At 72.6% G+C, this 26511-nt stretch carries 20 protein-coding genes and 3 pseudogenes; 9 read left to right on the top strand and 14 right to left on the bottom strand.

The window, feature by feature from the left end; translation table 11 throughout:
- Nucleotides 1–112 precede the first annotated feature (112 nt).
- The 4 genes and pseudogenes from ACWCXX_RS28775 to ACWCXX_RS28760 form a co-directional block, all read right to left on the bottom strand.
- Complete coding sequence (locus ACWCXX_RS28775; RefSeq protein ID WP_451132204.1) at nucleotides 113–1834, bottom strand: DEAD/DEAH box helicase; 1722 nt, start codon at nucleotides 1832–1834, stop codon at nucleotides 113–115.
- 193 nt (nucleotides 1835–2027) lie between these two features.
- Entirely contained in the window at nucleotides 2028–2231 is a 204-nt protein-coding gene (locus ACWCXX_RS28770; RefSeq protein ID WP_148834284.1) for a cold-shock protein, read from the bottom strand.
- A gap of 370 nt (nucleotides 2232–2601) precedes the next feature.
- Nucleotides 2602–2762 (bottom strand): annotated as a pseudogene (locus tag ACWCXX_RS28765) (acetyl-CoA C-acetyltransferase); the annotation flags it as partial.
- A gap of 131 nt (nucleotides 2763–2893) precedes the next feature.
- A complete protein-coding gene (locus ACWCXX_RS28760) occupies nucleotides 2894–3505 on the bottom strand; it encodes a TetR/AcrR family transcriptional regulator (protein WP_451132202.1) in 612 nt (203 codons plus the stop codon).
- Between the two features lie 40 nt (nucleotides 3506–3545).
- On the opposite strand from ACWCXX_RS28760, the pseudogene ACWCXX_RS28755 reads away from it, so the two are divergent.
- Nucleotides 3546–3734, top strand: a pseudogene (locus tag ACWCXX_RS28755) (acyl-CoA dehydrogenase family protein); the annotation flags it as partial.
- 37 nt (nucleotides 3735–3771) lie between these two features.
- On the opposite strand, the gene ACWCXX_RS28750 reads toward ACWCXX_RS28755, so the two are convergent.
- Entirely contained in the window at nucleotides 3772–4281 is a 510-nt protein-coding gene (locus ACWCXX_RS28750; protein ID WP_451132200.1) for a pyridoxamine 5'-phosphate oxidase family protein, read from the bottom strand.
- 105 nt (nucleotides 4282–4386) lie between these two features.
- Entirely contained in the window at nucleotides 4387–5130 is a 744-nt protein-coding gene (locus ACWCXX_RS28745; protein WP_451132198.1) for a vWA domain-containing protein, read from the bottom strand.
- Between the two features lie 139 nt (nucleotides 5131–5269).
- On the opposite strand from ACWCXX_RS28745, the gene ACWCXX_RS28740 reads away from it, so the two are divergent.
- Complete coding sequence (locus ACWCXX_RS28740; protein WP_451132196.1) at nucleotides 5270–6193, top strand: rhomboid family intramembrane serine protease; 924 nt, start codon at nucleotides 5270–5272, stop codon at nucleotides 6191–6193.
- A gap of 113 nt (nucleotides 6194–6306) precedes the next feature.
- Here the strand turns inward: ACWCXX_RS28740 and ACWCXX_RS28735 are convergent, their stop codons facing one another.
- The 3 genes from ACWCXX_RS28735 to ACWCXX_RS28725 all read right to left on the bottom strand — a co-directional run bounded on the left by ACWCXX_RS28735 (nucleotide 6307) and on the right by ACWCXX_RS28725 (nucleotide 13596).
- Nucleotides 6307–7836 (bottom strand): glutamate synthase subunit beta, encoded by a 1530-nt coding sequence (locus ACWCXX_RS28735; RefSeq protein ID WP_451132194.1) that lies wholly within the window; start codon nucleotides 7834–7836, stop codon nucleotides 6307–6309.
- Entirely contained in the window at nucleotides 7829–12412 is a 4584-nt protein-coding gene (gene gltB, locus ACWCXX_RS28730) for a glutamate synthase large subunit (RefSeq protein WP_451132192.1), read from the bottom strand. The genes ACWCXX_RS28735 and gltB overlap by 8 nt, the downstream gene beginning before the upstream one ends.
- A gap of 449 nt (nucleotides 12413–12861) precedes the next feature.
- Entirely contained in the window at nucleotides 12862–13596 is a 735-nt protein-coding gene (locus tag ACWCXX_RS28725; RefSeq protein ID WP_451132190.1) for a VIT1/CCC1 transporter family protein, read from the bottom strand.
- 274 nt (nucleotides 13597–13870) lie between these two features.
- Between ACWCXX_RS28725 and ACWCXX_RS28720 the strand changes: the two are divergent.
- From ACWCXX_RS28720 to ACWCXX_RS28690, 7 genes and pseudogenes are all read left to right on the top strand, one after another.
- Nucleotides 13871–15058, top strand: a pseudogene (locus ACWCXX_RS28720) (ADP-ribosylglycohydrolase family protein); the annotation flags it as partial.
- A gap of 126 nt (nucleotides 15059–15184) precedes the next feature.
- Nucleotides 15185–16546, top strand: coding sequence for an ADP-ribosylglycohydrolase family protein (locus ACWCXX_RS28715; RefSeq protein WP_451132212.1), 1362 nt, complete (start codon nucleotides 15185–15187; stop codon nucleotides 16544–16546).
- Nucleotides 16488–17675: an ADP-ribosylglycohydrolase family protein gene (locus ACWCXX_RS28710; RefSeq protein ID WP_451132188.1), complete on the top strand. Its 1188-nt coding sequence runs from the start codon at nucleotides 16488–16490 to the stop codon at nucleotides 17673–17675. The genes ACWCXX_RS28715 and ACWCXX_RS28710 overlap by 59 nt, the downstream gene beginning before the upstream one ends.
- On the top strand, nucleotides 17672–19045 hold the full coding sequence (locus ACWCXX_RS28705) for an ADP-ribosylglycohydrolase family protein (protein ID WP_451132186.1): 1374 nt from the start codon (nucleotides 17672–17674) through the stop codon (nucleotides 19043–19045). The genes ACWCXX_RS28710 and ACWCXX_RS28705 overlap by 4 nt, the downstream gene beginning before the upstream one ends.
- On the top strand, nucleotides 19042–19926 hold the full coding sequence (gene rbsK, locus ACWCXX_RS28700; RefSeq protein WP_451132185.1) for a ribokinase: 885 nt from the start codon (nucleotides 19042–19044) through the stop codon (nucleotides 19924–19926). Before ACWCXX_RS28705 ends, rbsK begins: the two co-directional genes overlap by 4 nt.
- Nucleotides 19923–21122: a CaiB/BaiF CoA transferase family protein gene (locus ACWCXX_RS28695; RefSeq protein WP_451132183.1), complete on the top strand. Its 1200-nt coding sequence runs from the start codon at nucleotides 19923–19925 to the stop codon at nucleotides 21120–21122. The genes rbsK and ACWCXX_RS28695 overlap by 4 nt, the downstream gene beginning before the upstream one ends.
- Complete coding sequence (locus ACWCXX_RS28690; RefSeq protein ID WP_451132181.1) at nucleotides 21119–21931, top strand: HpcH/HpaI aldolase/citrate lyase family protein; 813 nt, start codon at nucleotides 21119–21121, stop codon at nucleotides 21929–21931. Before ACWCXX_RS28695 ends, ACWCXX_RS28690 begins: the two co-directional genes overlap by 4 nt.
- Before the next feature lie 161 nt (nucleotides 21932–22092).
- Here ACWCXX_RS28690 and lgt read toward each other — a convergent pair whose 3' ends face one another.
- The 5 genes from lgt to trpM all read right to left on the bottom strand — a co-directional run bounded on the left by lgt (nucleotide 22093) and on the right by trpM (nucleotide 26502).
- A complete protein-coding gene (gene lgt / locus ACWCXX_RS28685; protein ID WP_451132179.1) occupies nucleotides 22093–23109 on the bottom strand; it encodes a prolipoprotein diacylglyceryl transferase in 1017 nt (338 codons plus the stop codon).
- Between the two features lie 111 nt (nucleotides 23110–23220).
- On the bottom strand, nucleotides 23221–24039 hold the full coding sequence (locus ACWCXX_RS28680) for a DsbA family protein (protein WP_451132177.1): 819 nt from the start codon (nucleotides 24037–24039) through the stop codon (nucleotides 23221–23223).
- A 74-nt stretch (nucleotides 24040–24113) separates the two neighbouring features.
- Nucleotides 24114–24926 carry a tryptophan synthase subunit alpha gene (trpA, locus tag ACWCXX_RS28675; protein ID WP_451132175.1) on the bottom strand — a complete coding sequence of 271 codons (813 nt, stop codon included), beginning with the start codon at nucleotides 24924–24926 and terminating at the stop codon, nucleotides 24114–24116.
- Nucleotides 24923–26203: a tryptophan synthase subunit beta gene (gene trpB, locus ACWCXX_RS28670; protein WP_451132173.1), complete on the bottom strand. Its 1281-nt coding sequence runs from the start codon at nucleotides 26201–26203 to the stop codon at nucleotides 24923–24925. Before trpB ends, trpA begins: the two co-directional genes overlap by 4 nt.
- 137 nt (nucleotides 26204–26340) lie before the next feature.
- Complete coding sequence (gene trpM, locus ACWCXX_RS28665; protein ID WP_451132171.1) at nucleotides 26341–26502, bottom strand: tryptophan biosynthesis modulator TrpM; 162 nt, start codon at nucleotides 26500–26502, stop codon at nucleotides 26341–26343.
- Between the last annotated feature and the right edge of the window lie 9 nt (nucleotides 26503–26511).

The following is a 26511-nucleotide window of genomic DNA, read 5'->3' as shown; positions in this document are numbered from 1 at the left end:
CCCGAGGTAAATGAATACCTGTGTCGGCGGTCTCAGACTTTAACGACCCTTACCGGGAGAGTTCTTACCGCAGCGCACACGGGGAATAAATTTGCGCACCCGCCCCGTACGGCTATGCGACCCTGCGGCCACGCCTCGCCGTCGCGCCACCGCGCCCGGCACCGGAACGCCCGGCGCCCGCGCCACCGCGTCCGGCTCCGGAGCCGGTGCGTCCGGCGCCGGATCGCCCGGCTCCGGTGCGTGCCTCGCCGCCGCGGGCCGCGGCGGAACCGGCTCCCCGGCCCGAACCGCCCGCACCCGCCGCACCGCGCGGCGAACCGCCCGTACCCGTGGCGCGGGCCGTGCCGCCCGTGCCCCGGGCCTCGCCGCCGCCCTGTCCGGGGCCGCCGCGGCGGCCCCGGCTCCGGCCGCCCGACGCGCTGCCCGACCGGGTGCGCTGCTTCGGCGGGGTCGGCTGCGGGACCTCGATGACGACCGCGACGCCGGAGGGCTCGCGGGCTCCGGTGATCCGGACGAGTTCCTCGTCGCCGGAGGAGACCCGGGTGGTCCGGGGGGCGATGCCCGCGTCGGCCATCAGCCGGGTCATGTCCCGCTTCTCCTCCGGCAGCACCAGGGTGACGACGCTGCCGGACTCCCCGGCACGCGCCGTGCGCCCGCCCCGGTGGAGATAGTCCTTGTGGTCGGTCGGCGGGTCCACGTTCACGACCAGGTCGAGGTCGTCGACATGGATGCCGCGGGCCGCCACGTTCGTCGCGACGAGCGCGGTGACCTGGCCGTTCTTGAACTGGTCCAGGGTCCGGTTGCGCTGTGGCTGGGAGCGTCCGCCGTGCAGGGCGGCGGCCCGTACACCGCTGGCGAGCAGCCGCTTGGCGAAGCGGTCGGCGGCGCGCTTGGTGTCCACGAACATGATCACGCGGCCGTCCCGGGCGGCGATCCTGGTGGCGACGGCCTTCTTGTCGGTCGCATCGGCCACGTGCAGCACGTGGTGCTCCATCGTGGTGACCGCGCCCGCGGACGGGTCGACGGAGTGCACGACGGGATCGGTGAGGAACATCTTGACCAGCCGGTCGATGTTCTGGTCGAGCGTGGCGGAGAACAGCATCCGCTGGCCGTCCGGCTCGACCTGCTTGAGCAGGGCGACGACCTGCGGCATGAAGCCCATGTCGGCCATCTGGTCGGCCTCGTCGAGGACGGTGACGGAGACCTGGCCCAGGTCGCAGTCGCCGCGCTCGATGAGGTCCTTCAGCCGTCCGGGCGTGGCGACGAGCACCTCGGCGCCGCGGCGCAGCGCACCGGACTGCTTGGTGATCGACATGCCGCCGACGACGGTGGCCAGGCGCAGCTGCACGGAGGTCGCGTACGGCGTCAGCGCGTCGGTGACCTGCTGGGCGAGTTCGCGGGTGGGGACGAGGACGAGCGCGAGCGGGGCGCGCGGCTCGGCGCGCCGTCCGGCGGTGCGGGCGAGCAGGGCGAGACCGAAGGCGAGGGTCTTGCCGGAGCCGGTGCGTCCGCGGCCGAGGATGTCGCGGCCGGCGAGCGAGTTCGGCAGGGTGGCGCCCTGGATCGGGAACGGGTCGGTGACGCCCTGCGCGGCAAGGGTTTTCAGCAGGGCGGCGGGCATGTCCAGCTCGGCGAACGCCTCGGCGGCGGGCAGTGCGGGGGTCATGGTTTCGGGCAGGGCGAATTCGCCCTGCGGCGGCGTGGCCCTGCGACGGGACGACGCCTTGCCGGATCCCTTGCCGGAACCCTTGGCGGTTGCCTTTGCCTGGGCCGTGCCGCGCCCCCTCGACGGGCGGTTGCGGGCGGGTCGGTCCTGGCGTTCGGAGCGGGTCATACGGAATTGCCCTCCTGGGGGATTCCTCGGGGAGTTCCTGGAGATCGCGTCCCACCGCGAGGAACCCTGCGGGGGAAACGCGGTGAGGAAACGCTGTGGGGCGGCGCGCGGTGTGCGGCGCCCCGGGGACAGCACAAGCCGGGACCCGCACCTTCACGGTGCGGGCCCCGGCTGCGAGGTACGCGTCCGGCGATCAGGCCGGGACGATGTTCTCCGCCTGCGGGCCCTTCTGGCCCTGCGTGACGTCGAAGGTGACCTTCTGGCCTTCCTGGAGCTCACGGAAGCCCGCGGCCTGAATGTTGGAGTAGTGGGCGAAGACGTCGGCGCCGCCGCCGTCCTGCTCGATGAAGCCGAAGCCCTTTTCCGAGTTGAACCACTTCACGGTTCCAGTAGCCATGTCGTTCTCCTAAACAGAGGTGCAGTGCCGGAAATCCGCACTCACGAATTCCAAGTCGCCGCATTGAGCCCCATCCGGAGAAGCCGGAAAACAATAATGCGCCTGAGGAAGCATTCCCGTCAGGCGCACATAAAGTTCATGGGTACCAAAACTGCAACGCGGCAACCGTAGCACGTTCCGTCGACCTTCGACGGGAACACCCCGTGAACACGCCGTGTCGAAGGCCGGCGATTCCCTTCCGGTTCCCGGCCGGGCCGGTGCCGTATCCGGCCCGAAGAGCGTCCGGAACTCCGCGGAAACCCTTCTCGGGGCCGGTCCCCGAAGGCCCGGCGGCGGTGCGGGGCCGGGCCCGGCGGCCGGCGCCCGGTCGGAGCCGTTCGACGATGGTGACGTTCGCCCGGCCGCCGCCCTCGCACATGGCCCGGAGCCCGTGGCGGCCGCCGGTGCGTTCCAGTTCGTGCGGCAGAGTGGTCATCAATCCGGCGCGGTTGCGCCGAGCGGGTGGCCCAGGGCGCTCGCGCCGCCGTCGACGCCGGCCCGGTCGGGGTCGGCGGGTGGATCCGGCCGAGTCCGCCCCCGCGTCGGCCGACCGGGGTGCGTACCGCTTCGACGATGTACGCCTCGGCCCCGGCTGCCGCTCCTCCCGGGGCGTGCCTGGTCGGTCACGTGCGCAGGGCGATGCCGTCCAGGACCATCGAGAGGTACTGGCGGGCGATCTCCTCGGGGCTGTGCAGTCCGCCCGGCCGGTACCAGGACGCCGCGACCCAGACGGTGTCGCGGACGAAGCGGTAGGTGAGGCGGATGTCCAGGTCGGCACGGAAGGTCCGGTCGGCGACGCCGCGTTCCAGCGTGCCGAGCCAGGCCTTCTCGAACTTCTGCTGGGAGTCGACGAGGTACTGGAAGCGGGGCTGGGCGGCCAGGTGCCGGGCCTCCTTCTGGTAGATGGCGACGGCGGCGCGGTGCCGGTCGATCTCCCGGAAGGATTCGGTGACGAGGGCCTCGACGGTGTCCCGGGGGCCGAGTCCGGCGGCGAGCACCGCGTCGTACCCCTTCCAGAGTTCGGTGAGGAAGGTCGAGAGGATCTCGTCGATCATCGATTCCTTGGAATCGAAGTGGTAGTAGAGGCTGCCCGCGAGCATCCCGGCCGCGTCCGCGATCTTGCGGACGGTGGTGGCGTTGTATCCCTGGGCGGCGAAGACCTCGGCGGCGGTGGCGAGCAGTTCGCGGCGCCGCTCGGGCGAGGGGCTCCCCTGGGGCTTCTTCTTGGTAGGCACCTGCCCATTCTCAGCCCGGCGGCCGCCGGTTCCCGGTCCGGCGGGCGGCCCCGGCCGGGTCTCGCGGAACGGCATCAACCTCCTCGCCCCCACGCTCTTCGACCACGGCACCGAGGAGCAGCGGGCCCGGATCCTGCCGCCGATGGCGAGCGGCGAGGTGATCCGGGCGCAGGCGTGGTCCGAGCCGGAGGCCGGTTCGGACCTGGCGTCGCCGCGTTCACGGGCGGTTCACCGTGACCGGCGGCGCGGGCGGCCCGCGGGGGCGGTCAGCTCTCCTCGGGGGCGTCGGCCTCCCCGGCCGGGCCGATCGCACGCACCGGCTCTCCGGGCCGCCACATCTGGATCACCAGTGCCCCGCCGTCCACGGCGGTGCGGACCACCTCCTGGATCTCCGTGCGGAAGAGGTGGAACGGCTGGGGCGGGTTCACCTCCTCGACGAAGCGGGCCAGCACGTCGGGGTCGGTGACCTCCTCGGCGCGGCCGGAGACCCGGACGTCGCCGTCCGTCATCCCGGCGTCCGGTCCGGGGTTGGCGTGCACCGCGAACCTCGGGTCGCGGCGCAGGTCCAGGGCCTTGCGCGAGTTCGGCATCATGCCGAGCCACATCTCGCCGAAGCGGAAGTCCACCTCCAGCCCGGTCACGCGCGGCGATCCGTCCTTGCGCAGGGTCGCCAGGACGTGGTGCCTGTACTGCCCGAAGCGGGCACGGACGGTGTCGGCGAAGGCCGGTTCCGCCGCGTGGAACTCTTCCCAGGAACTCGATGTCATGGCAGCCATGGAACTCCCCAATCCCGACATCCTGTGTCCGGATTTCCCGCCGGGTACCCGATCGGTTGCGCGGTCGCCCGGGGCGGTCGTCCACGCGCGGCGGCGGAGGAGGTCTCAGCCGACGATGCCCCGGGCTCTGGCCGCGGCCAGCCACTGCGGGAACTCGGCGACGAGCCGGTCGTAGAGTTCGGCGTCCGGGACCCGGCGCGGGTCTGATCCGGCGTGGAAGAAGCCGGCGTTGTCGACGGGCCGCTTGGCGGGTACGGGCAGTTCGTCGAGCTTGCGCAGGAAGTCGAACTGGTTGCTCCGCTTGTTGCCGAAGCCGATGAACTGCCAGAACATCGGCAGTTTCGCCGCCTTGCAGAGGTAGCGTTCCGCCGCGTGCCTGCTGGTCGGGCCGCCGTCCGTCTGGAAGACGACGAGCGCGGGGGCGGTGGCGCCGCTGTCGAGGTGGTGGTCGATGACGGCGTCCATGGCCAGGTGGTAGTTGGTCAGCCCCATGTGGCCGAGGTCCGCCGCGATCGCGTCGATCCGGCCGCGGTGGTTGTCCAGGGCCACGTCGGCGACGGCGTCGATGTCCGTGGAGAAGAAGAAGACGGGTACGCGGCCGTCGTCGTCCAGATGGGCCGCCAGCCCCAGCACCCTGTCCGCCAGGGCCTGGACGCTGCCGTCCTTGTAGTACCCCCGCATGGAGCCGGAGCGGTCGAGCACCAGGTAGACCGCGGCGCGCTCGCCGCCCAGGCGGTGCTTCGTCAGTGAGAGCGAGGCGCTCTTGTAGAGGCTGACCAGCGCGGGCGCGGTCTCCTCGATCTTGCGGAGGCTGATCGCCGGGCCTGCCGCGGCGGACGGGTCGCTCAAGTGGTCTCTCCGGTCCTCGACGTGTGCCGGTCCCCGAGCGTAGGACACCCAGATGTCCCCCGGCCACAACGGTTCGCTATCTTGATCGCCGCCGTCCCCACCGGCCACTCGTGTCAGCCCACCCGTGAAGGAGCCTGCCGTGGAGGCCGCGATCACCACCTGCTACCGGCATCCGTCCTACGAGACGTATGTGAGTTGCACCCGCTGCGAACGCTTCATCTGCCCCGACTGCATGCGCGAGGCCGCCGTGGGCCACCACTGCGTGGAGTGCGTGAAGGAGGGGCAGCGTTCGATCCGGCAGGCGCGCACCGTGTTCGGCGGCGCGGTGCCGAGGTCCGCGGTGCCGCTGGTCACCTACGTACTGATCGGTCTCAACGTCCTCGTCTACCTGGGCGAGTTGATCCGTCCCGGGATCGTCGACCGGTTCGCGATGCTCGGCGCGGGACTGAACGGCCCGGACGGGAACAAGTACGTGTACGAGGGCGGGAGCTTTCCCGGCTTCGACGTGGTCGGGGTGGTGGACGGCGAGTGGTACCGGCTGCTGACCGGTGCCTTCCTGCACCTGCCGCCGGACGGTTCGTCCTTCGGTTCGCTGCCGTTCGGGGCGCTGCACATCCTGTTCAACATGTACGCGCTGTGGAACCTGGGCCGGATCGTCGAGGAGCAGCTGGGCCGGGTCCGTTACCTCGCGCTGTACCTGCTGTCCGCGCTGGGCGGTTCGGTGCTGGTGTACCTGATCGCGCCGTCGGACGGCACGGTGGGTGCCTCGGGTGCGATCTTCGGTCTCGGGGCGGCGTTCTACGTCATCAACCGGCGGCTGGGCCGCGACATGCGGGCGGTGAACCGCTTCATGGCCGGCTTCCTGATCTGGATGCTGATCTCGGCCGGGTTCACCTCGTGGCAGGGCCACTTGGGCGGGCTGCTGACGGGCGGCCTCGTCACGGTGGCGTACGCCTACGCGCCGACGGGGCGCCGCACGGCGGTCCAGGCCGCCGCGTGCGTGGTGCTGGGCGCCGCGCTGGTGCTGCTGGTGGTGCTCAAGACGTCCGCGCTGACCGGCTGAGCCGGGCCGTCTGCCGACGCGCCGCGGCGCCTGCCGAATCGTCCGGTCGGGGACGGGCAGGCGCCGCGTTCGGTTCCGCACGCCGTTGTGCGGGACGTCTCCGTGTGCCGTGATCAGACCATGAGGGCACGGTCCGTCGGGCGGATCGGGGCCGGCAGGGCGCTGGCTCCGGTGAGGAAGCGGTCCACCCCGCGCGCCGCGGAGCGGCCCTCGGCGATGGCCCACACGATGAGGGACTGGCCGCGGCCCGCGTCACCGGCGACGAACACGCCGTCGACGTTGGTGGCGAAGTCCGCGTCGCGGGCGACGTTGCCGCGCTCGTCGAGCTCCAGGCCGAACTGCTGGACCAGGCCGTTGGCCTGGTCGGTGCCGGTGAAGCCCATGGCGAGGGTGACCAGTTGCGCGGGGATGCGCCGCTCGGTGCCGGGCTTCTGCACCGGCTTGCCGTCCTTGAACTCCACTTCGACCAGGTGCAGTGCCTGGACGTCGCCGTTCTCGTCGCCCTCGAAGTGGGTGGTGGAGACGGAGTAGACGCGTCCCTCCTCGCCCGCCTTCGGGCAGGAGGGTCCCTTGTCCGGATCGAGGCCCGCCCTCTTCTGCGCCAGGTACGTGGTCTCCTCGTGCGCGGAGGTGACCTTGTAGAGCATGGGGAACGTCGGCCAGGGCTGGTTGGCGTTCCGCTCGTCGCCCGGCCGCGGCATGATCTCCAGCTGGGTGACGGACAGCGCGCCCTGGCGGTGGGCGGTGCCGACGCAGTCGGCGCCGGTGTCGCCGCCGCCGATGACGACGACGTGCTTGCCCTCGGCGGTGATCGGGGAGACCGTCAGGTCGCCCTCCTGCACCTTGTTGGCCAGCGGCAGGTACTCCATGGCGAAGTGCACGCCGTTCAGCTCCCGGCCCGGGACGGGCAGGTCTCGGGAGACGGTGGCGCCCGCGGCGATGACGACCGCGTCGTAGCGGCGGCGGAGCTTGGCGGCGTCGATGTCCCGGCCGATCTCCGTCTCGGTGCGGAACTTGGTGCCCTCCGCGCGCATCTGCTCGATGCGGCGGTTGATGTGCGACTTCTCCATCTTGAACTCGGGGATGCCGTACCGCAGGAGGCCCCCGATGCGGTCCGCGCGCTCGTAGACCGCGACCGTGTGACCGGCCCGGGTCAGCTGCTGGGCGGCGGCCAGGCCCGCCGGTCCCGAGCCGATGACCGCGACGGTCTTGCCGGAGAGCCGCTCGGGCGGCTGCGGGGTGACGTCGCCGTTGCCCCACGCCTTGTCGATGATGGAGACCTCGACGTTCTTGATGGTGACGGCCGGCTGGTTGATGCCGAGCACGCACGCCGACTCGCACGGGGCCGGGCAGAGCCGCCCGGTGAACTCCGGGAAGTTGTTCGTGGCGTGCAGGCGCTCGGACGCTGCCGCCCAGTCCTCCCGGTAGGCGTAGTCGTTCCACTCGGGGACGAGGTTTCCGAGCGGGCAGCCGTTGTGGCAGAACGGGATGCCGCAGTCCATGCAGCGCCCGGCCTGCTTGCTGATGATCGGGAGCAGCGAGCCCGGGACGTGGACCTCGTTCCAGTCCTTGACGCGCTCGGCCACGGGGCGGGTCTCGGCGACCTCGCGCCCGGTGGTCAGAAAGCCCTTGGGGTCAGCCATTGGTCGCCGCCTCCATCATCTTCTCGGTGGTCTCCTGCTCGGAGAGACCGGCGAGCTCAGCGGCTTCCTTGGCGGCGAGCACTGCCTTGTACGTGGACGGAATGATCTTGCTGAAGCGGGTCACCGCGGTGTCCCACTCGGCCAGCAGCTTCTCGGCGACCGTGGAGCCGGTCTCCTCCCGGTGGCGGCGCACCACGTCGTGCAGCCACTGCCCGTCGGTGTCGGAGAGGGGTTCGATCGCGCCGTGGTTGCCGACGTTGACGTTGTCCCGGTCCAGGTCGACGACGTAGGCGACACCGCCCGACATGCCGGCCGCGAAGTTGCGTCCGGTCTCGCCGAGCACGACGGCGTGTCCGCCGGTCATGTACTCGCAGCCGTGGTCTCCCACGCCTTCCGAGACGACCGTGGCGCCGGAGTTGCGGACGCAGAACCGCTCCCCGGTACGACCGCGCAGGAACATCTCGCCGCCGGTGGCGCCGTAGGCGAGGGTGTTGCCCGCGATGGTGGAGTACTCGGCGAGGTGGTCGGCGCCGCGGTCCGGGCGGACGACGATCCGGCCGCCGGACAGGCCCTTGCCGACGTAGTCGTTGGCGTCGCCCTCCAGGCGCAGCGTCACGCCGCTGGGCACGAAGGCGCCGAAGGACTGGCCGGCGGAGCCGGTGAAGGTGATGTCGATGGTGTCCTGCGGCAGTCCCGCGCCGCCGAACCTCTTCGTCACCTCGTGGCCGAGCATGGTGCCGACGGTCCGGTTGATGTTGCGGATCGCGACCTGTGCCCGGACCGGCTGGGCGGCCTCGGCACGGTCCGCGCCCAGGGCGTCGGCGGCGAGCCTGATCAGCTCGTTGTCGAGGGCCTTGGCCAGGCCGTGGTCCTGCTCGACCAGCTGGTGCCGGACGGCGCCCTCGGGCAGCTCGGGGACGTGGAACAGCCGCGCCAGGTCGAGGCCCTGTGCCTTCCAGTGCGTGACCGCGCGGTCGGTGTCGAGCAGTTCGGCGTGGCCGACGGCCTCCTCGATCGAGCGGAAGCCCAGCTCGGCAAGGAGCTCGCGGACCTCCTGGGCGATGAACTCGAAGAAGTTGACGACGTACTCGGCCTTGCCGGAGAACCGGTCCCGCAGGACGGGGTTCTGGGTGGCGATGCCGACCGGGCAGGTGTCCAGGTGGCAGACGCGCATCATGACGCAGCCGGAGACGACGAGCGGTGCGGTGGCGAAACCGAACTCCTCGGCGCCCAGCAGCGCGGCGACGACGACGTCGCGGCCGGTCTTCAGCTGGCCGTCGGTCTGCACGACGATGCGGTCGCGCAGGCCGTTGAGCAGCAGGGTCTGCTGGGTCTCGGCGAGGCCGAGCTCCCAGGGGCCGCCCGCGTGCTTCAGCGAGGTCAGCGGGGAGGCGCCGGTGCCGCCGTCGTGGCCGGAGATCAGGACGACGTCGGCGTGTGCCTTGGAGACACCGGCGGCGACCGTGCCGACGCCGACCTCGGAGACCAGCTTCACGTGGATGCGGGCCGCCGGGTTGGCGTTCTTGAGGTCGTGGATCAGCTGGGCCAGGTCCTCGATGGAGTAGATGTCGTGGTGCGGCGGCGGGGAGATCAGGCCGACGCCGGGCGTCGAGTGACGCGTCCTGGCGACCCACGGGTAGACCTTGTGGCCGGGCAGCTGGCCGCCCTCGCCGGGCTTGGCGCCCTGCGCCATCTTGATCTGGATGTCGTCCGCGTTGACCAGGTACTCGCTGGTCACGCCGAAGCGGCCGGAGGCGACCTGCTTGATGGACGAGCGGCGCGCCGGGTCGTGGAGCCGGTCGGCGTCCTCGCCGCCCTCGCCGGTGTTGGACTTGCCGCCCAGCTGGTTCATGGCGATGGCGAGGGTCTCGTGCGCCTCGCGGGAGATGGAGCCGTACGACATGGCGCCGGTGGAGAAGCGCTTGACGATCTCGGAGACGGGCTCGACCTCGTCCACGGGGACCGGGGCGCGGTCCGGCCTGAAGGCGAACAGGCCGCGGAGCGTCATGAGGCGCTCGGACTGCTGGTTCACCCGGTCGGTGTACTTCTTGAAGATGTCGTAGCGCTTGTTGCGCGTGGAGTGCTGGAGGCGGAAGACCGTCTCCGGGTCGAACAGGTGCGGCTCGCCCTCGCGGCGCCACTGGTACTCGCCGCCGATCTCCAGCGCGCGGTGCGAGGCGGAGATGCCGGAGGCGGGGTACGCCTTGGCGTGACGGGCGGCGACCTCCCGGGCGACGACGTCGAGACCGGCGCCGCCGATCTTGGTGGCGGTGCCGTGGAAGTACTTCGCGACGAATTCCTCGTCCAGGCCGACGGCCTCGAAGACCTGGGCGCCCCGGTAGGAGGCGACCGTCGAGATGCCCATCTTGGACATGACCTTCAGGACGCCCTTGCCGAGCGCGTGGATCAGGTTCCGGATGGCCTTCTCGGGCTCGATGCCCTCGATGAACGTACCGGCGCGGACCAGGTCCTCGACGGACTCCATCGCCAGGTACGGGTTGACCGCGGCGGCGCCGTAGCCGATCAGCAGGGCGACGTGGTGGACCTCGCGGACGTCCCCGGCCTCGACCAGCAGCCCCACCTGGGTGCGCTGCTTGGTGCGGATGAGGTGGTGGTGGACGGCGGAGGTGAGCAGCAGCGAGGGGATCGGTGCGTGCTCGGCGTCGGAGTGCCGGTCGGACAGGACGATCAGGCGGGCGCCGTCCTCGATGGCGGTGTCGACCTCGGTGCGGATCTGCTCGATCCGGGCGGCGAGGGCCTCACCGCCGCCGCCGACCCGGTAGAGGCCGGAGAGCGTGGCGGCCTTCATGCCGGGCATGTCGCCGTCGGCGTTGATGTGTATCAGCTTGGCCAGCTCGTCGTTGTCGATCACCGGGAACGGCAGGGTGACGCTGCGGCACGAGGCGGCGGTCGGCTCCAGCAGGTTGCCCTGCGGGCCCAGCGAAGAGCGCAGCGAGGTGACGAGCTCCTCGCGGATGGCGTCCAGCGGCGGGTTCGTGACCTGCGCGAACAGCTGGGTGAAGTAGTCGAAGAGCAGCCGGGGCCGTTCGGACAGCGCGGCGATCGGCGAGTCCGTGCCCATGGAGCCGAGCGGCTCGCCGGCGGTGCGGGCCATCGGCGCGAGGATGACGCGGAGCTCTTCCTCGGTGTAGCCGAAGGTCTGCTGGCGGCGGGTGACCGAGGCGTGCGTGTGCACGATGTGCTCGCGCTCGGGCAGGTCCTCCAGCTCGATCTCGCCGGTCCGCAGCCACTCCTCGTAGGGCTGCTCGGCGGCGAGGGCGGCCTTGATCTCGTCGTCCTCGATGATGCGGTGCTCGGCGGTGTCGACGAGGAACATCCTGCCGGGCTGGAGGCGGCCCTTGCGGACCACCTTCGCGGGGTCGATGTCCAGGACGCCGACCTCGGAGGAGAGCACGACGAGACCGTCGTCGGTGACCCAGTAGCGGCCGGGGCGCAGACCGTTGCGGTCCAGGACCGCGCCGGCCTGGACGCCGTCGGTGAAGGTGACGCAGGCCGGGCCGTCCCAGGGCTCCATCATCGTGGAGTGGTACTGGTAGAAGGCGCGGCGGGCCGGGTCCATGGAGGCGTGGTTCTCCCACGCCTCGGGGACCATCATCAGCACCGAGTGCGGCAGCGAGCGACCGCCGAGGTGGAGCAGCTCCAGGACCTCGTCGAAGGAGGCGGAGTCGGAGGCGTCCGGGGTGCAGACGGGGAAGATCCGGTCGAGCCGGTTCTCGTCGCCGGGGCCGTCGCCGACGGGGCCGAACAGGCTCGACGCGAGCTGGGACTCGCGGGCCTTCATCCAGTTGCGGTTGCCCTTGACCGTGTTGATCTCGCCGTTGTGCGCGACGAAGCGGTACGGGTGGGCCAGCGGCCAGCTCGGGAAGGTGTTGGTGGAGAACCGGGAGTGGACCAGGGCGATGGCGGTGGCGAAGCGGCGGTCGGAGAGGTCCGGGAAGAACGGCTCCAGCTGCCCGGTGGTGAGCATGCCCTTGTAGACGATCGTGCGGGCGGAGAGCGAGGGGAAGTACACCCCGGTCTCCCGCTCGGCGCGCTTGCGCAGTACGAAGGTCTTGCGGTCGAGCGCGATGCCGGTGCTCGCGCCGTCCGCGACGAAGAGCTGGCGGAACTCGGGCATGGTGGCGCGGGCGCCGTTGCCGAGGATGCCGGGGGCCACGGGGACCTGGCGCCAGCCGAGGACCTTGAGTCCCTCCTCCGCGGCGATCTTCTCCAGCTTGCGGACGGCCTCGGTGGAGTCGTCCGCGGGCAGGAAGGCGGTTCCGACGGCGTAGGCACCGGCCTCGGGGAGTTCGAAGGCGACCTCCCCGCGCAGGAAGGCGTCCGGCACCTGGAGGAGGATGCCGGCGCCGTCGCCGGAGTCGGGCTCGGATCCGGTGGCGCCGCGGTGTTCGAGATTGCGCAGCACGGTCAGCGCCTGCTCGACCAGCTCATGGCTGGCCACACCGGTCAGAGTGGCCACGAACCCGACACCGCAGGCGTCGTGCTCGTTACGGGGGTCGTACATCCCCTGCTGGGCGGGGCGACCGTCCATGGGCGACCAGGCGTCGATGCGCATGGGCTCTCCCGTCGTCGTCGTGGCATGTGCAGTGCCGAGGGACGACGTTGGCCCTCTGCGAAATTTCGTGCAGGTTACATGATGGGTCGCTGCTCAAGAAGTGGATAGTTCGTTCCAACATACGGACACCATCGATGACGGTGGAGGTGGGTCGCAGTCGGATGATCGGCGCCCAGGGGGGCCGCAGAGAACAGGCGTCGTTGCCCGCGGTGTCCACGACTCATGCCCGGCGGCAAGGGAATCGAAACCCCCGGGTAACGACTACTTATGTGTAGCCCTGCATAGGGACTCATTTTACGCCGGTGGGGCCGATCCCGCCCAGTGGCAGCCACCAAGACGTACGTCACACGGGTGGCGGACATGTCACGGGCGCACACGCGTCACGGGCGCACACGCGTCACGGGCGGGCGCCCCCACCAGGGGAGTGCCCGCCCGCTCGTCCGTCGCCATCAGCCCCCGACGGCCACCCCGAACAGCGTGCCCAGTCCGTAGGTGACGGCCGCCGCGGCCCCGCCCAGCGTCAGCTGGCGCAGGCCGCTGTAGAGCCAGCCGCGCGCCGTCACCCGGGCCACCACCGCACCGCAGGCGAACAGTCCGGCCAGCGCCAGCAGCACGGCGGGCCACAGCACGGTGGCGCCGAGCAGGTACGGCAGCACGGGCAGCAGGGCGCCCAGCGCGAACGCGCCGAACGAGGACACCGCGGCGACGAGCGGCGAGGGCAGGTCGGCCGGGTCGATGCCGAGCTCCTCGCGGGCGTGTATCTCCAGGGCCTGTTCCGGGTCGCGCGACAGCTGCCGCGCGACCTCGCGGGCGAGGTCCGCGTCGACGCCGCGGGACTGGTACAGCTCGGCGAGCTCCCGCTCCTCGTCCTGGGGGTGCTTGCGCAACTCGCGCCGCTCGACGTCGAGTTCGGCCTCGACGAGCTCACGCTGCGAGGCCACGGAGGTGTACTCGCCGGCCGCCATGGAGAACGCACCGGCGGCCAGGCCCGCCAGTCCGGTGATCACGATCGTCTGCTGGGAGACGGAGCCGCCCGCGACGCCGGTCATCAGCGCCAGGTTGGAGACCAGCCCGTCCATCGCCCCGAACACCGCCGGGCGCAGCCAGCCACCGTTGACGTCGCGGTGGGTGTGGTTGTCGCGGTGCGCCTCGTGCAGTACGGCGTCGGTCTCGATGATGGCCACAGCTCTCCCCTTCTCCAGCAGCGGGATTCACCCGTTCCGCCCCCGCTCGACATCATCGAAAATACGCACGAAAAACGACTCCCGCCAGCAAGGCAGGCCGTACTTACCACCCCTCTGACCAGGTAAGTAAGGCCTTCCTTGGCATTTCTGACACACCATCCGAACCGTCATCCGACTGGCCCTTTTGTTGTGATGATCTGCCTCTGTCGGCGCTCCGCGTGGCACAGATCGAGGAGTAGGAGAACTGACTCGGTGTGTGCGAAGGGTCGACGCGATGGAGTTGATCGCAGGAAATCCGGCGGAACCGCGGACGGGCGGTACGGGAGCGGCGGTCCGGGACGGGGCGGACGCGGCGGGTCGGCGCGGCGCGAAGTCGGCAGCGGCTCCGGACGGCGTGGAGGCGGGGGGTCCGGGCAGCGCGGATTCTCCGGGCAGCGCGGAGGCGGCGGGCGGGCGCGGCGCGGGCCGGGACGGGGTGCCCCGGACGGACCTGGGCGACCGGGCGCGCGGCTCGTTGCTCGGTCTCGCGGTCGGCGACGCGCTGGGCGCACCGGCGGAGAATCTGCGGCCGTCCGAGATCCGGCGCCGCTGGGGCCGGATCGAGGGCTTCGTGAGCGACGACCCCGCGGGCACGGACGACACGGAGTACGCGATCTTCTCCGGGCTGCTGCTCGCCCGGCACGGCTCCGCGCTGACCGTCACGCACGTGGAGCGGGCCTGGCACCTGTGGATCGCCGATCTGGACGAGGGCCCGTTCCGCGGGGCCGGGTTCAGCGAGCGGGGGACGCTGGAGAATTTGCGCCGGGGGCTCGCCGCCCCGATCTCCGCCCAGCACCGGCACGCCTGGAGCGACGGCCTGGCGATGCGGGCGGCCCCGTTCGGCGTCTTCGCGGCGGGCCGGCCGGACGAGGCGGCGCGGCTGGTCGCGGTGGACGGCCGGGTCAGCCACGACGGGGAGGGGATCTACGGCGGCCAGGCGGTGGCGGCCGGGGTGGCCGCGGCGATGGCGGGGGCCGGGGCCGCCTCGGTGATCGCCGCCGCGCTGTCCGTCGTCCCGATGGACTCCTGGACGGCGCGTTCGCTGCGGCGCGCGGTGACGGCCGCGCAGCGCACCTACCCCGACCGGCTGACCATGGAGCGCGCGGTGCGCTCCGCCGTGGTCGTCGGCGGCTACCCCTGGACGGACTTGGCGCCCGAGGCGGTGGGGCTGGCCTTCGGTGCGTTCGCCGCGGCGCGCGGGGACTTCCGTACGGCGGTGCTGACCGCGGTCAACATGGGTCGCGACGCGGACACCACGGCCGCGGTGGCCGGGGCCCTGGCCGGCGCCCTGCACGGGATGTCCGCGATCCCGCGGCACTGGGGGGAGGCGATCGGCCCGGTCCGGGGCAGCTGTCTGCCGACGATGCGGGGCCACCACGTCCTGGAGATCGCGGAGTTGCTCACCCCGGACGACACGGACGCCACGGATGACACGGATGCGACGGACGGGACGGATACGGCGGACGCTCCGGAGGCGGCCCACAGGACCGATGTGGCGGACGAGGCGGTCGGGGCGCGCGGGAACCGCGATACGGACGGGCCCGAGGTCATGTCGGTACGTACCGCCAGGGACCCGGCCCCGACCCGGAAGCGCACCGGTCCGGCCCGGCCATGTACCGACACGGCCCCGAACGGCCCCGGCCCCGCGAGCGCACCGCCACCCCCGCACCCCGCCCCGCGCTCCCCCGCCTCCCCGTTCCGCGAGCGGTCCGGCCCCGGGCGGCGGGCCCGGATCGAGGGGCTGCTGCTCGGACTCGCCTCCGGGGACGCCGCCGGCTGGCCCGCCGCACGGCACCGGGCGGCCCGGATGCCCGAGTGGACCCGGCGCCTGACCCGGGAGCTCGACACCTTCGCCGAGCAGAACGCCACGACCACGCTGCCCGTCCCCATCGCGCTCAACCAGCCGCCCGAACCCCTGCGGCTGGGCCCGTCCGACGACGCCGAGTGGGCGGCGTTCGCCGCCGGCACCGTCCTCACCTCCGCGGTCGGCCCGCTGCACGGCCTGTCCCCCGGCCGCCGGATGCGGGCCGCCGTCGACGTCGCCTGGAACGCGCTGGCCGCCGAGGTCGCCGCTGCCGCCGCCCGCGCCCCCGAGGTCGAGTCCGCGGTGCTCCCCCTGCGCGCCCGGATCTCGGTCCGGGCCGGCCTCGGCAACCTGGCCGCCGGGCTGCGCCCGCCCGCCACCGGCCACGACAACCCGCACTACTTCGACGACGCGGCCTGCGTACGGGCCGCCGTGCTCGCCGTCGCCCACCCGGCCGACCCCGCCGCCGCGGCCGATCTCGCCGAGTTCGACGCCCGCTACACCCAGGACGGCGACGGGGTGCACGGCGCCCGCGCCATGGCCGCCGCGATCGCCGAGGCACTGGGCGGCGCGGACGTGGACACCGCGGTGAACGCCGCACTCGCCCAGCTCCCCGACGGCACGGAGATCGCCCGCAACGCCGCCCACGCGGTCCGGATCGCCCGCGACTTCATCGGCGAGGAGGCGGGCGCGTTCGCCCTCGTACCGGTGCTGGAACACCAGATCGTCGACCACGTGTACAGCTACGGGATCGCCGCGGCCGAGACCGTCCCGGTCGCCCTCGCCCTGGCCACCGCCGCCCGCGGCCGGATCGCCCAGGCCGTTCCGGCGGCGGCGTGCCTGTCCCGGGTGGCCGACTCGGCACCGGCCCTGGCGGGCGCGCTGACCGGTGCGCTCGGCGGCATCGGCACCGTCCCGGACGGCTGGCGCGAGTCCTGCCGCACCCTGGCGGGGTGCGCGCTGCCCCGTCTCGCGGGCACCGATCTCATCGAACTCGCCGGGCTGCTGGCAGACACGGAACCGAGACCCATGGGTGGACAATTCGGACATGACATCCATGACGGCCAGTCGGTCCGCGACGGGACCCACGGCACTCACACTCGATGAACGGATCACGGGCGCGCTCGTCGGCGCCGCGGTCGGGGACGCGCTCGGCGGCCCGGTCGAGGGCCGGTCGCCCGAGCAGATCGTGGCCCGCCACGGCGGCCGGATCGACGGGATCGTCGGCCCGTGGGACGGCGACCAGTGGCGCACGGCACGCCCCGTGGCCCCGTACCACAAGGGCGACGGGCACGTCACCGACGACACCCTGATGACCCATGCGCTGGTCCGGGTGTACGGCGCCGTGCGCGACCACCTCGACGCGTACGCGGTCGCCGACCACCTCGTGCCGGAGCTGATCTCCAACCTCCGCTGGATTCCCGAGCTGGAGGCCGAGGCGCTGCCGCTCCAGCGGATCTTCCTCGCCGAGAAGTGGATCGTCGCCCGGCTGCACTACGGCCACGTCGATCCGCGCGAGGCGGGCTCCGGGAACATCGTCAACTGCGGTGCGGCGATGTACATGGCCCCGGTCGGCCTGGTCAACGCCGCCCACCCGGAGGCCGCCTACGCCGAGGCGCTGGACGTGGCCGGGGCCCACCAGTCCAGTTACGGCAGGGAGGCGGCCGGGGTCTTCGCGGCGGCCGTCGCCGCGGCCTGCGCCCCGGGCGCGACGCCCGCCACCGTCGTCGAGACCTGTCTGTCGCTCGCCAAGGACGGCACCCGGTCGGCCATCGAGGCGGTGTGCGAAACAGCTGCCCGGTACGACGACTTCGAGTCGGCGCTGGGCCCGTTGCGCGCCGCGGTCGCCCCCTTCGACACCGTCGGGCCCGACTACCGCGCCCCCTCCCTCGCCGCCCGCCGCCCGTCCCGGCTGCACGCCATCGAGGAGCTCCCGATCGCGCTCGGCATGCTGCTCGTCGCGGACGGCGACTACCGGCACGCGGTGCTCGGTTCGGTCAACTACGGCCGGGACTGCGACTCGATCGCCACGATGAGCGGCGCCGTCGCGGGCGCGCTCGGCGGCGAGCGGGCGGTCCCCGCCGACTGGGCGAGCACCGTCGCCGGGGCCAGCCGCCTCGATCTGCACGCCCCGGCGCGGACCATGGCGCAGGTCGCCCGCGAGGTGTTCGCGCGGGACGTGCTCCGGCGCCGCGCGCACGAGGCGGCGTTCGCCGCGCTGGCGGGCACGGCATGACGGTACGGGTGACCTGGGTGCAGCCCGAGGACCTCGTCGGCCACGAACTGCGCCAGGCGGCCGAGGACGGCCGGGACGCGCGGGCCGTCGCACGCCGGTGGTACGAGGCGGGCGGCGCCCCCGCCCCGGAACGCGCGGGCGCGTCCGCCCGGCCGGCGCCGGAACTGCGCGCGCTCGCCGAACGGCTGCTCGACGAACTCGCCCTGCTGGAGTCGCCGTTGGAGAGGGACGAGCCGACGGAGTGGGCCGCGGTCCGGGCCGCCTGCCCCGACTGGCCGCCCCCGCGCACCGGCCCGGCGCCGGTGGACCGGGACCGGCTGCACGCCGCCTGGCTGGGCCGGGCGGTCGGCTGTCTGCTGGGCAAGCCCGTCGAGAAACTGCCGCTGGACGGCATCCGCGCGCTCGCCCGCGCCACCGGCAACTGGCCGCTGACCACCTGGTTCACCGCCCGGGGACTGCCCCCCGCACTGGCCGCCACCTACCCCTGGAACCGTCGCTCCGCGCCCTGCTCGCTGGCCGAGAACATCGACGGCATGCCCGAGGACGACGACCTCAACCACCCTTTGCTGACCCTGCTGCTGCTCCAGCGGCACGGCCCGTCCTTCACCACCGGCGACCTCGCCCGGCTCTGGCTCGACGAACTCCCGGCCGGCCGGACGTTCACCGCCGAGCGGGTGGCGTACCGCAATCTGCTGGACGGGATCGAGCCCCCGCACACGGCCAGGTACCGCAATCCGTTCCGGGAGTGGATCGGTGCGCAGATCCGGGCCGACGTGCACGGCTGGACGCATCCGGGCGACCCGTCGGCCGCGGCGGAACAGGCCCACCGGGACGCCGTCCTCAGCCACACCGCCAACGGGGTGTACGGGGCGATGTTCACCGCCGCCGCGCTCGCCGAGGCGGCCGGGGGCGAAAGCGATGTGCACGAATGCCTGGCCACCGGGCTGCGGGTCGTACCGCCGCGCTCGCGGTTCGCGCACGCGGTGCGCTTCGGGATCGGGGCGGCCCGCGCCACCGGCGATTTCGACGCGGTGGCCGACCGGCTGCACGCCGAGTACGGCAGACACCACTGGGTCCATGTGCTGCCCAACGCCGCCCTGCTCGCCGCCGCCCTCACCCACGCCGACGGCGACTTCTCGGCCTCCGTCTGCCGTGCGGTGTCGGGTGGTTGGGACACCGACTCCAACGGCGCGACCGCCGGTTCGCTGGCCGGTCTGCTGGCCGGCTCCCCGGACCGGCTGCCCGGCCGCTGGACCGCCCCGCTGAAGAACCGGCTCGCCTCGTCCGTCCCCGGCTTCGACTCCATCGGCTTCGACGAACTCGCCGGACAGACCCACCGGCTCATCCAGAAGGAGGCACTGTGCCCATGACCGGCATCGCGGTGCTCGGCAGTACCAACATGGACCTCGTGGCCCGCGTCGGCCGGGCCCCGGAGCGCGGGGAGACCGTCACCGGACGGGAGTTCCGCACCGTCCCCGGCGGCAAGGGCGCCAACCAGGCCGTCGCCGCCGCCCGCGCGGGCGGCGACGTGATCATGATCGGCGCGGTCGGGGACGACGAGTACGGCGTCCGGCCGCGGTCGAACCTGGAGCACGCGGGCATCGACACCGACCTGCTGCACACCGCCGAGGGCCCCAGCGGCACCGCGCACATCGTCGTCGACGACACGGGCGCCAACTCCATCGTGGTGATCCCCGGCGCCAACGGCACCGTCACCGCGCTCGGTCCCGGCGAGATGGCCGCCATCGCGGGCGCCGAACTGCTGCTGCTCCAGCTGGAACTGCCGATGTCCGCCGTGATCGAGGGCGCGCGGGTGGCCCACGCCCAGGGCGTACGGACCCTGCTCACCCCCTCCCCCGTGCAGCCGCTGCCGTCCGAACTCCTCGACTGCGTCGACCTGTTGATCCCCAACGAGCACGAGGCGGCGGCGCTCACCGGCTTCACCGACCCCTGTGCGGCGGCCCAGCACCTGCTCGGCCGGGTGCCCGCGGTCGTCGTCACACTCGGCTCGAAGGGCTGCCTGTACGCGGCCCGGGGCGGCGAGCCCGTCCTCTTCCCCGCCCCCGAGGTCACCGCCGTCGACACCACCGGGGCGGGCGACACCTTCGTCGGTACGCTCGCCGTGGCGCTCGGCGAACGGCGACCCGTGCCCGAGGCCCTGGCCTGGGCGTCGTCGGCCGCCGCGCTCTGCGTACAACGACCGGGCGCCTCCACGTCCATGCCGTACCGCGGGGAGATCGACGCCGCATGAACGGGACCGCACAGGCACCCCTGACCGGACTGCGGGTCGTCGACCTCGCCACGCTCTTCGCCGGTCCGCTCTGCGCCACCATGCTCGGCGACTTCGGCGCCGAGGTCATCAAGGTCGAGCACCCGAGCAGGCCCGACCCCTCCCGCGGGCACGGCCCCACGAAGGACGGCGTCGGCCTGTGGTGGAAGCTGCTGGGCCGCAACAAACGCAATCTGACCCTCGACCTGTCCACCCCGGGCGGCCGGGACGTCCTGCTCCGGCTGGCCGCCGGGGCCGATGTGGTCATCGAGAACTTCCGGCCCGGGACGCTGGAACGCTGGGGACTGGGCTGGGCGGAACTGCACGCCGCCAACCCGCGGCTGGTACTGGCCAGGGTCACCGGCTTCGGCCAGTTCGGCCCGTACGCGCACCGGCCCGGCTTCGGCACCCTGGCCGAGGCGATGAGCGGGTTCGCCGCGATCACCGGGGAGCCGGACGGGCCGCCCACGCTGCCGCCGTTCGGGCTCGCCGACTCGATCGCGGCCCTGGCCACCGCGTACGCCGTGATGGCCGCTCTCGCCGGGCGCGACCGCACCGGGCAGGGGCAGGTCGTCGACATGGCGATCATCGAGCCGATGCTGACCGTGCTCGGCCCGCAGCCCATCTGGTACGACCAGCTCGGCTACGTGCAGCCGCGCACCGGCAACCGCTCCCGGAACAACGCGCCGCGCAACACCTACCGCACCTCGGACGGGCACTGGGTCGCGGTCTCCACCTCCGCGCAGTCGATCGCCGAACGGGTGATGCGGCTGGTCGGCCGGGCGGAACTGATCGACGAGCCCTGGTTCGCGTCCGGCACCACCCGCGCCGAGCACGCCGACGAACTCGACGAGGCGGTCGGCGACTGGGTCGCCCGGCACACCCGTGAGGAGGCGGTCTGCGCCTTCGAGAAGGCGGAGGCGGCCATCGCGCCGATCCACGACATCCAGGACGTGATGGAGGACCCGCAGTACCGGGCCCTGGACTCGGTCACCGAGATCGACGACCCGGAGCTGGGGCCGCTGCGGATGCAGAACGTCCTGTTCCGGCTCTCCGCGACACCGGGCTCGATCCGCTGGGCGGGCCGGCCGCACGGCGCGGACACCGAGGAGATCCTCACCGGTCTGGGCCTGTCGGAGGCGGAGATCGCCGCGCTGCGGGCGGAGCGTGTCCTGTGACCGTGACGGTACCGCTCACCTGGCTGTACGTTCCCGGGGACCGGCCGGAGGTGGTGCGCAAGGCGCGCGACTCGGGCGCGGACGTGGTGATCGTGGACCTGGAGGACGCGGTCGCCCCGGACCGCAAGGAGTACGCGCGCTCGGCCACCGCCGAGCTGCTGTCCGAGGCGGCCGAAGCCGCGTCCGTGCCGCTCCACGTCCGGGTCCACACGGAGGCGGACGTGCGCGCCCTCGCCGGGCTGCCGGGCCTGGCCGAGCTCCGGCTGCCCAAGATCACCCACGCGGCGTCCGTCCACCACATCGCGGCCGTGGCGCCGGGGGTGGCGCTCTGCCCGCTGCTGGAGTCGGCGCTCGGCATCGAGCACGCGTACACGGTCGCCGCCTCCCATCCCCAGGTGCGCTCCATCGCGCTGGGCGAGGCGGACCTGCGGGCCGATCTGGGCGTACGGGACGACGCCGGTCTCGACTGGTCGCGCAGCCGGATCGTGGTCGCCGCCCGCGCGGCGGGTCTGGCGCCGCCCACCCAGTCGGTGTTCCCGGACGTCCGGGACCTGGAGGGGCTGTGGTCGTCCTGCGCCCACGGCCGGACGCTGGGTTTCCTGGGCCGGGCGGCGATCCACCCCCGCCAGCTCCCGGTCATCGAGCGGGCGTTCCGCCCGACGGCGCGGGAGGTCGAGGCCGCGGAGGAGATCGTGACGGCGGCCGTGACGGACGAGGGCGCGCTGGCCCTGCCGGACGGCCGGTTCGTCGACGCGGCGGTGGTCGCGTCGGCGCGCAGGACCCTGGCGCTGGCCGCGCGGGCGGGGTGAGGGCGGGTCCGTGTCCCGGGACGCGCGTGGGCCCCGGACCGTTCGGTCCGGGGCCCACTGCTTTGGCATGTGCGAGCGGTGCGCGACTTCGGAAAGTCCCGTCGGTCCGGCGGCGCCGGGTGCCCGGTCCCCGGGCGGAGGACGTCGCTCCCGGAAGGCGCTCAGCCGTTCTTCGCGGCCTTCGCGGTGTCGTTCTTCTCCGGGGTCCGGTCGTCGGCCTCGCCGTCACCGTCGGTGCTCGCGGCGGCGTCGGTCTTCCCACCGGCGTCGGCGTCGGCGGTGTCGTCGCCGTTCTTCGCGTCCTCGACGGCGGTGCCCTCGTCACCGGTCTTCCCGGTGGCACCGGCCTTCTCCGCGTCCTCGGCGGCGCCCGGCTCCACGATCTCCTCGCGGCCCGGCCGCAGCTTCGCCGAGAGGACGATGTAGACCACGGCCAGCACGAAGACGATCAGCGCGGTCCACACGTTCAGGCGCAGGCCCAGGATGTGGTGGGCCTCGTCGACCCGCATGTACTCGATCCAGCCCCGGCCCGCGCAGTACGCCGCGACGTACAGGGCGAACGCCCGGCCGTGGCCGAGCTTGAAGCGACGGTCCGCCCAGATCACCAGCAGGGCGACGCCGATGCACCACAGCGACTCGTACAGGAACGTCGGGTGGTACGTGCCGGCGACCCGGTTGGGGCCCTCGCTGATCTTCAGCGCCCACGGCAGGTCGGTCGGCTTGCCGTACAGCTCCTGGTTGAACCAGTTGCCCCAGCGGCCGCAGGCCTGGGCCAGGGCGATGCCGGGGGCGAGCGCGTCGGCCCAGGCGGGCAGCGGGATGCCGCGACGGCGGCAGCCGATCCAGGCGCCGACGGCACCGAGCGCGATCGCGCCCCAGATGCCGAGGCCGCCCTCCCAGATCTTGAAGGCGTCGACCCAGTTCTCACCCTCGCTGAAGTACAGCTGGTAGTCGGTGATGACGTGGTAGAGCCGGCCGCCGACGAGACCGAAGGGCACGGCCCAGACGGCGATGTCGGCAACGGTGCCGGGTCTGCCGCCCCGGGCGACCCAGCGCTTGTTGCCGAACCAGACGGCGACGAAGACACCGATGATGATGCAGAACGCGTAGCCGCGGAGCGGGATCGGGCCGAGCTCGATCACGCCGGTCGACGGGCTGGGAATGAAGGCAAGGTCCATGGCAGGGTCGACGCTACCTTGCCGGGTGGGGCGTACGGCAACCCACCCGGCAACGTCTGGGTAACGGGCGGACCCGCCGCCGGCCCGCTCCGCCCCGCCCTCGCGGCCCGGTCAGGAACCCGACGGGGCCGGGGTGACCGTGCCCGGTTTCTTGCCCTTGTTGGCCTCGGCGACCCACTTCTTCAGGTTGGCCACGGTGATCGGCTCGTCGCCCTTCTTCGGGAAGATCGACTCCCCGTTGAGCAGTGCGGTCGGTGTGCCCTGGAATCCGCCGTTCTGGAACGCCGTGTTGGACTTCTGGACCCAGCTGTCGTGCTTGCCGTCGTTCACACAGCTGCGGAAGGCGGGGGTGTCGAGCCCCGCCACCTTGCCCGAGAGCTCGATCAGCTTGTCGTTGTCACCGAAGGCGTCGTCGGCCTCCTGCGGCTGGTTGCGGTAGAGCACGTCGTGGTACGCGGGGAACTTGCCGACGTCCTGCGCGCAGGCCGCCGCATTGGCCGCGCGCAGCGAGCCGCTGCCTCCGAGATTGCCGTCGATGATCGTGGCGAGGTGGTACTCGGCCTTGATCTGTCCGGTGCTCTCCAGCTGGTGGATGGTGTCGCGGAAGGCGTTCTCGAACTGGGCGCAGACCGGGCAGCGGAAGTCCTCCCAGATGGTGAGCGTGGACGGGGCGTCGTCCGCGCCGACCCGGATGGCCAGGCCGTCCTTGCCCGTCGCGCCGGACGGCACGACCGCGGGGCCCGCCGTTTTGCTCTTGCCGTCCGTGTTGGCCGCGATCACGCCGACGACGGCGGCCAGGCCCAGCACACCGACCACGGCGGCCGCGACGATCAGCGTGCGCCTGCGGCGCTCCCCGGCGCGCTCGCGCTCGCGCTGCTGTACGAGCCGGTCTCGCGCGGCCCTTTTTCCCTGTTCGTTCTTCTCGCTCACACCCGCAGCAACGAACCGGGGAGGCACGCGCGTGCCTCCCCGGTCCAGGTCCACCCGTTCGAGTTACACCCGGTTCAGCGCTTTCGAACGCCTTCGGCGAGTTCGCCCGCCAGGGAGCGGACGGCGGCCCGGCCCGCCTCCTCGTCGGGGGCGTCCAGCATCGCCTTGACGAAGGCCGAGCCGACGATCACGCCGTCGGCGAAGCCCGCGACCTCGGCGGCCTGCCGGGCGTTGGAGACGCCCAGGCCGACGCAGACCGGGAGGGAGGTGGTGGCGCGGGTGCGCCGGACCAGGTCCTGGGCCTGCTCGCCGACCGATTCCCGGGTGCCGGTGACACCCATCAGCGAGGCGGCGTAGACGAAGCCGGAACCGGCCGCCGTGATGGTGGCGAGGCGCTCGTCCCTGCTGCTCGGCGCGACGACGAAGACGGTCGCGAGACCGTGCTTGTCGGCGTGCTCGCGCCACAGTCCGGACTCCTGGACCGGCAGGTCGGGCAGGATGCACCCGGCGCCGCCCGCCTCCGCGAGCTCCGCCGTGAAGCGCTCGACGCCGTAGCGGTCGATCGGGTTCCAGTAGGTCATGACGAGGATCGGGACACCGGTCGCCTCGTGCGCCTCGCGGACCGTGCGCATCACGTCGGCGATCTTCACGCCGCCGCGCAGCGCGATGTCGTCCGCGGTCTGGATGACCGGGCCGTCGAGCACCGGGTCGCTGTGCGGCAGCCCCACCTCGACGATGTCCGCGCCGCCCGCCACGACCGCCTTGACGGCCTCGATCCCGCCGTCGACGGTCGGGAAGCCCGCCGGGAGGTAGGCGATGAGCGCGGCCCGGTCCTCCGCCTTCGCCTTCGCGAGGGAGGCGCTCAACAGCTCCACGTTGCCGCTCACTTGGTGACCTCCTGCTCCCCGTCGGCCCCATCGGCCTCGACGACCCCGTCGGTTGCGTCGTACAGCCCGAAGTAGCGGGCTGCCGTGTCCATGTCCTTGTCGCCGCGGCCGGACAGGTTGACCACGATCAGCCCGTCCTTGCCGAGCTCCCTGCCGACCTCCAGGGCCCCGGCCAGCGCGTGGGCGCTCTCGATGGCCGGGATGATCCCCTCGGTGCGGGACAGCAGGCGCAGCGCCTGCATGGCCGCGTCGTCGGTGACCGCGCGGTACTCGCCCCGGCCGATGTCCTTGAGGTACGAGTGCTCCGGGCCGATGCCCGGGTAGTCGAGCCCCGCGGAGATGGAGTACGGCTCGGTGATCTGGCCCTCGTCGTCCTGGAGGACGTAGCTGCGCGAGCCGTGCAGGATGCCGGGCTCGCCCGCGGTCAGGGTCGCCGCGTGCTCGCCGGTCTCCACGCCGTGTCCGGCGGGTTCGCAGCCGACCAGCCGGACGTGCGCGTCGGGGATGAAGGCGTGGAACAGTCCGATGGCGTTGGAGCCGCCGCCGACGCAGGCGACGGCGGCGTCCGGCAGCCGGCCGGTCCGCTCCAGGATCTGGCGGCGGGCCTCGACGCCGATGACCCGGTGGAAGTCGCGGACCATGGTTGGGAAGGGGTGCGGTCCCGCGACGGTGCCGAAGAGGTAGTGCGTGCGGTCCACGTTGGCGACCCAGTCGCGGAACGCCTCGTTGATGGCGTCCTTCAGGGTCCTGGAGCCGGACTTCACCGCGATGACCTCGGCGCCGAGCATCCGCATCCGCGCCACGTTCAGCGCCTGCCGCTCGGTGTCGATCTCGCCCATGTAGATGGTGCATTCGAGGCCGAAGAGTGCGCAGGCGGTCGCGGTGGCGACGCCGTGCTGGCCGGCTCCGGTCTCGGCGATGACCCTGGTCTTGCCCATGCGCCTGGTGAGCAGCGCCTGGCCCAGCACGTTGTTGATCTTGTGCGAGCCGGTGTGGTTGAGGTCCTCGCGCTTGAGGAAGACGCGGGCCCCGCCCGCGTGCTCGGCGAAGCGCGGCACCTCGGTCAGCGCGCTGGGCCGGCCGGTGTAGTTGATCATGAGCTCGTTGAGCTCGGCGGCGAAGGCCGGGTCGGCCTTCGCCTTGTCGTACTCGACGGCGACCTCGTCCACGGCGGCGACGAGCGCCTCCGGGATGAACTTGCCGCCGAACGCACCGAAGTACCCTTCGGCGCTGGGGATCAGACCCTCCGGGTCCGGGATGAAGAAGTCAGATGACATCCGACGTGCTCCTCGACATCGCAATGGGTGGATTCACCGTATGCGCCGTGAGCGGAGCGCCACCGCGACCGGCGATCGGTCGGGCGGTGCGGTCGTACGTACGACGGGAGTGGTGCGGGTACGTCGGCCGGGGCTCGCTACGGCGCGGTCCCCGTGCGCCATCGCATGCCGTTGACCTGGCCGGGCTCGTCGCCGATCACGTACCGCACCCGTCGGCCGTGCACGCGGCGCGCGGGGGCGCGGCAGCCGCGGGGGCGGCAGCCGCGTGCCAGCGGGGCGTGCGGGACACGGGCCGTCATTCCGGTGGG

The organism is Streptomyces sp. NPDC001732, from assembly GCF_053596315.1.
This window is presented reverse-complemented; position numbering and strand designations above follow the sequence as displayed.

Excerpts from the sequence above, each read along its gene's own strand:
- ACWCXX_RS28775 (WP_451132204.1), bottom strand. The coding sequence starts at position 1,834 with ATGACCCGCTCCGAACGCCAGGACCGACCCGCCCGCAACCGCCCGTCG.
- ACWCXX_RS28770 (WP_148834284.1), bottom strand. The coding sequence starts at position 2,231 with ATGGCTACTGGAACCGTGAAGTGGTTCAACTCGGAAAAGGGCTTCGGC.
- ACWCXX_RS28750 (WP_451132200.1), bottom strand. The coding sequence starts at position 4,281 with ATGGCTGCCATGACATCGAGTTCCTGGGAAGAGTTCCACGCGGCGGAA.
- ACWCXX_RS28735 (WP_451132194.1), bottom strand. The coding sequence starts at position 7,836 with ATGGCTGACCCCAAGGGCTTTCTGACCACCGGGCGCGAGGTCGCCGAG.
- gltB (WP_451132192.1), bottom strand. The coding sequence starts at position 12,412 with ATGCGCATCGACGCCTGGTCGCCCATGGACGGTCGCCCCGCCCAGCAG.
- ACWCXX_RS28715 (WP_451132212.1), top strand. The coding sequence starts at position 15,185 with ATGTCGGTACGTACCGCCAGGGACCCGGCCCCGACCCGGAAGCGCACC.
- ACWCXX_RS28710 (WP_451132188.1), top strand. The coding sequence starts at position 16,488 with ATGACATCCATGACGGCCAGTCGGTCCGCGACGGGACCCACGGCACTC.
- ACWCXX_RS28705 (WP_451132186.1), top strand. The coding sequence starts at position 17,672 with ATGACGGTACGGGTGACCTGGGTGCAGCCCGAGGACCTCGTCGGCCAC.
- rbsK (WP_451132185.1), top strand. The coding sequence starts at position 19,042 with ATGACCGGCATCGCGGTGCTCGGCAGTACCAACATGGACCTCGTGGCC.
- ACWCXX_RS28695 (WP_451132183.1), top strand. The coding sequence starts at position 19,923 with ATGAACGGGACCGCACAGGCACCCCTGACCGGACTGCGGGTCGTCGAC.
- lgt (WP_451132179.1), bottom strand. The coding sequence starts at position 23,109 with ATGGACCTTGCCTTCATTCCCAGCCCGTCGACCGGCGTGATCGAGCTC.
- trpB (WP_451132173.1), bottom strand. The coding sequence starts at position 26,203 with ATGTCATCTGACTTCTTCATCCCGGACCCGGAGGGTCTGATCCCCAGC.
- trpM (WP_451132171.1), bottom strand. The coding sequence starts at position 26,502 with ATGACGGCCCGTGTCCCGCACGCCCCGCTGGCACGCGGCTGCCGCCCC.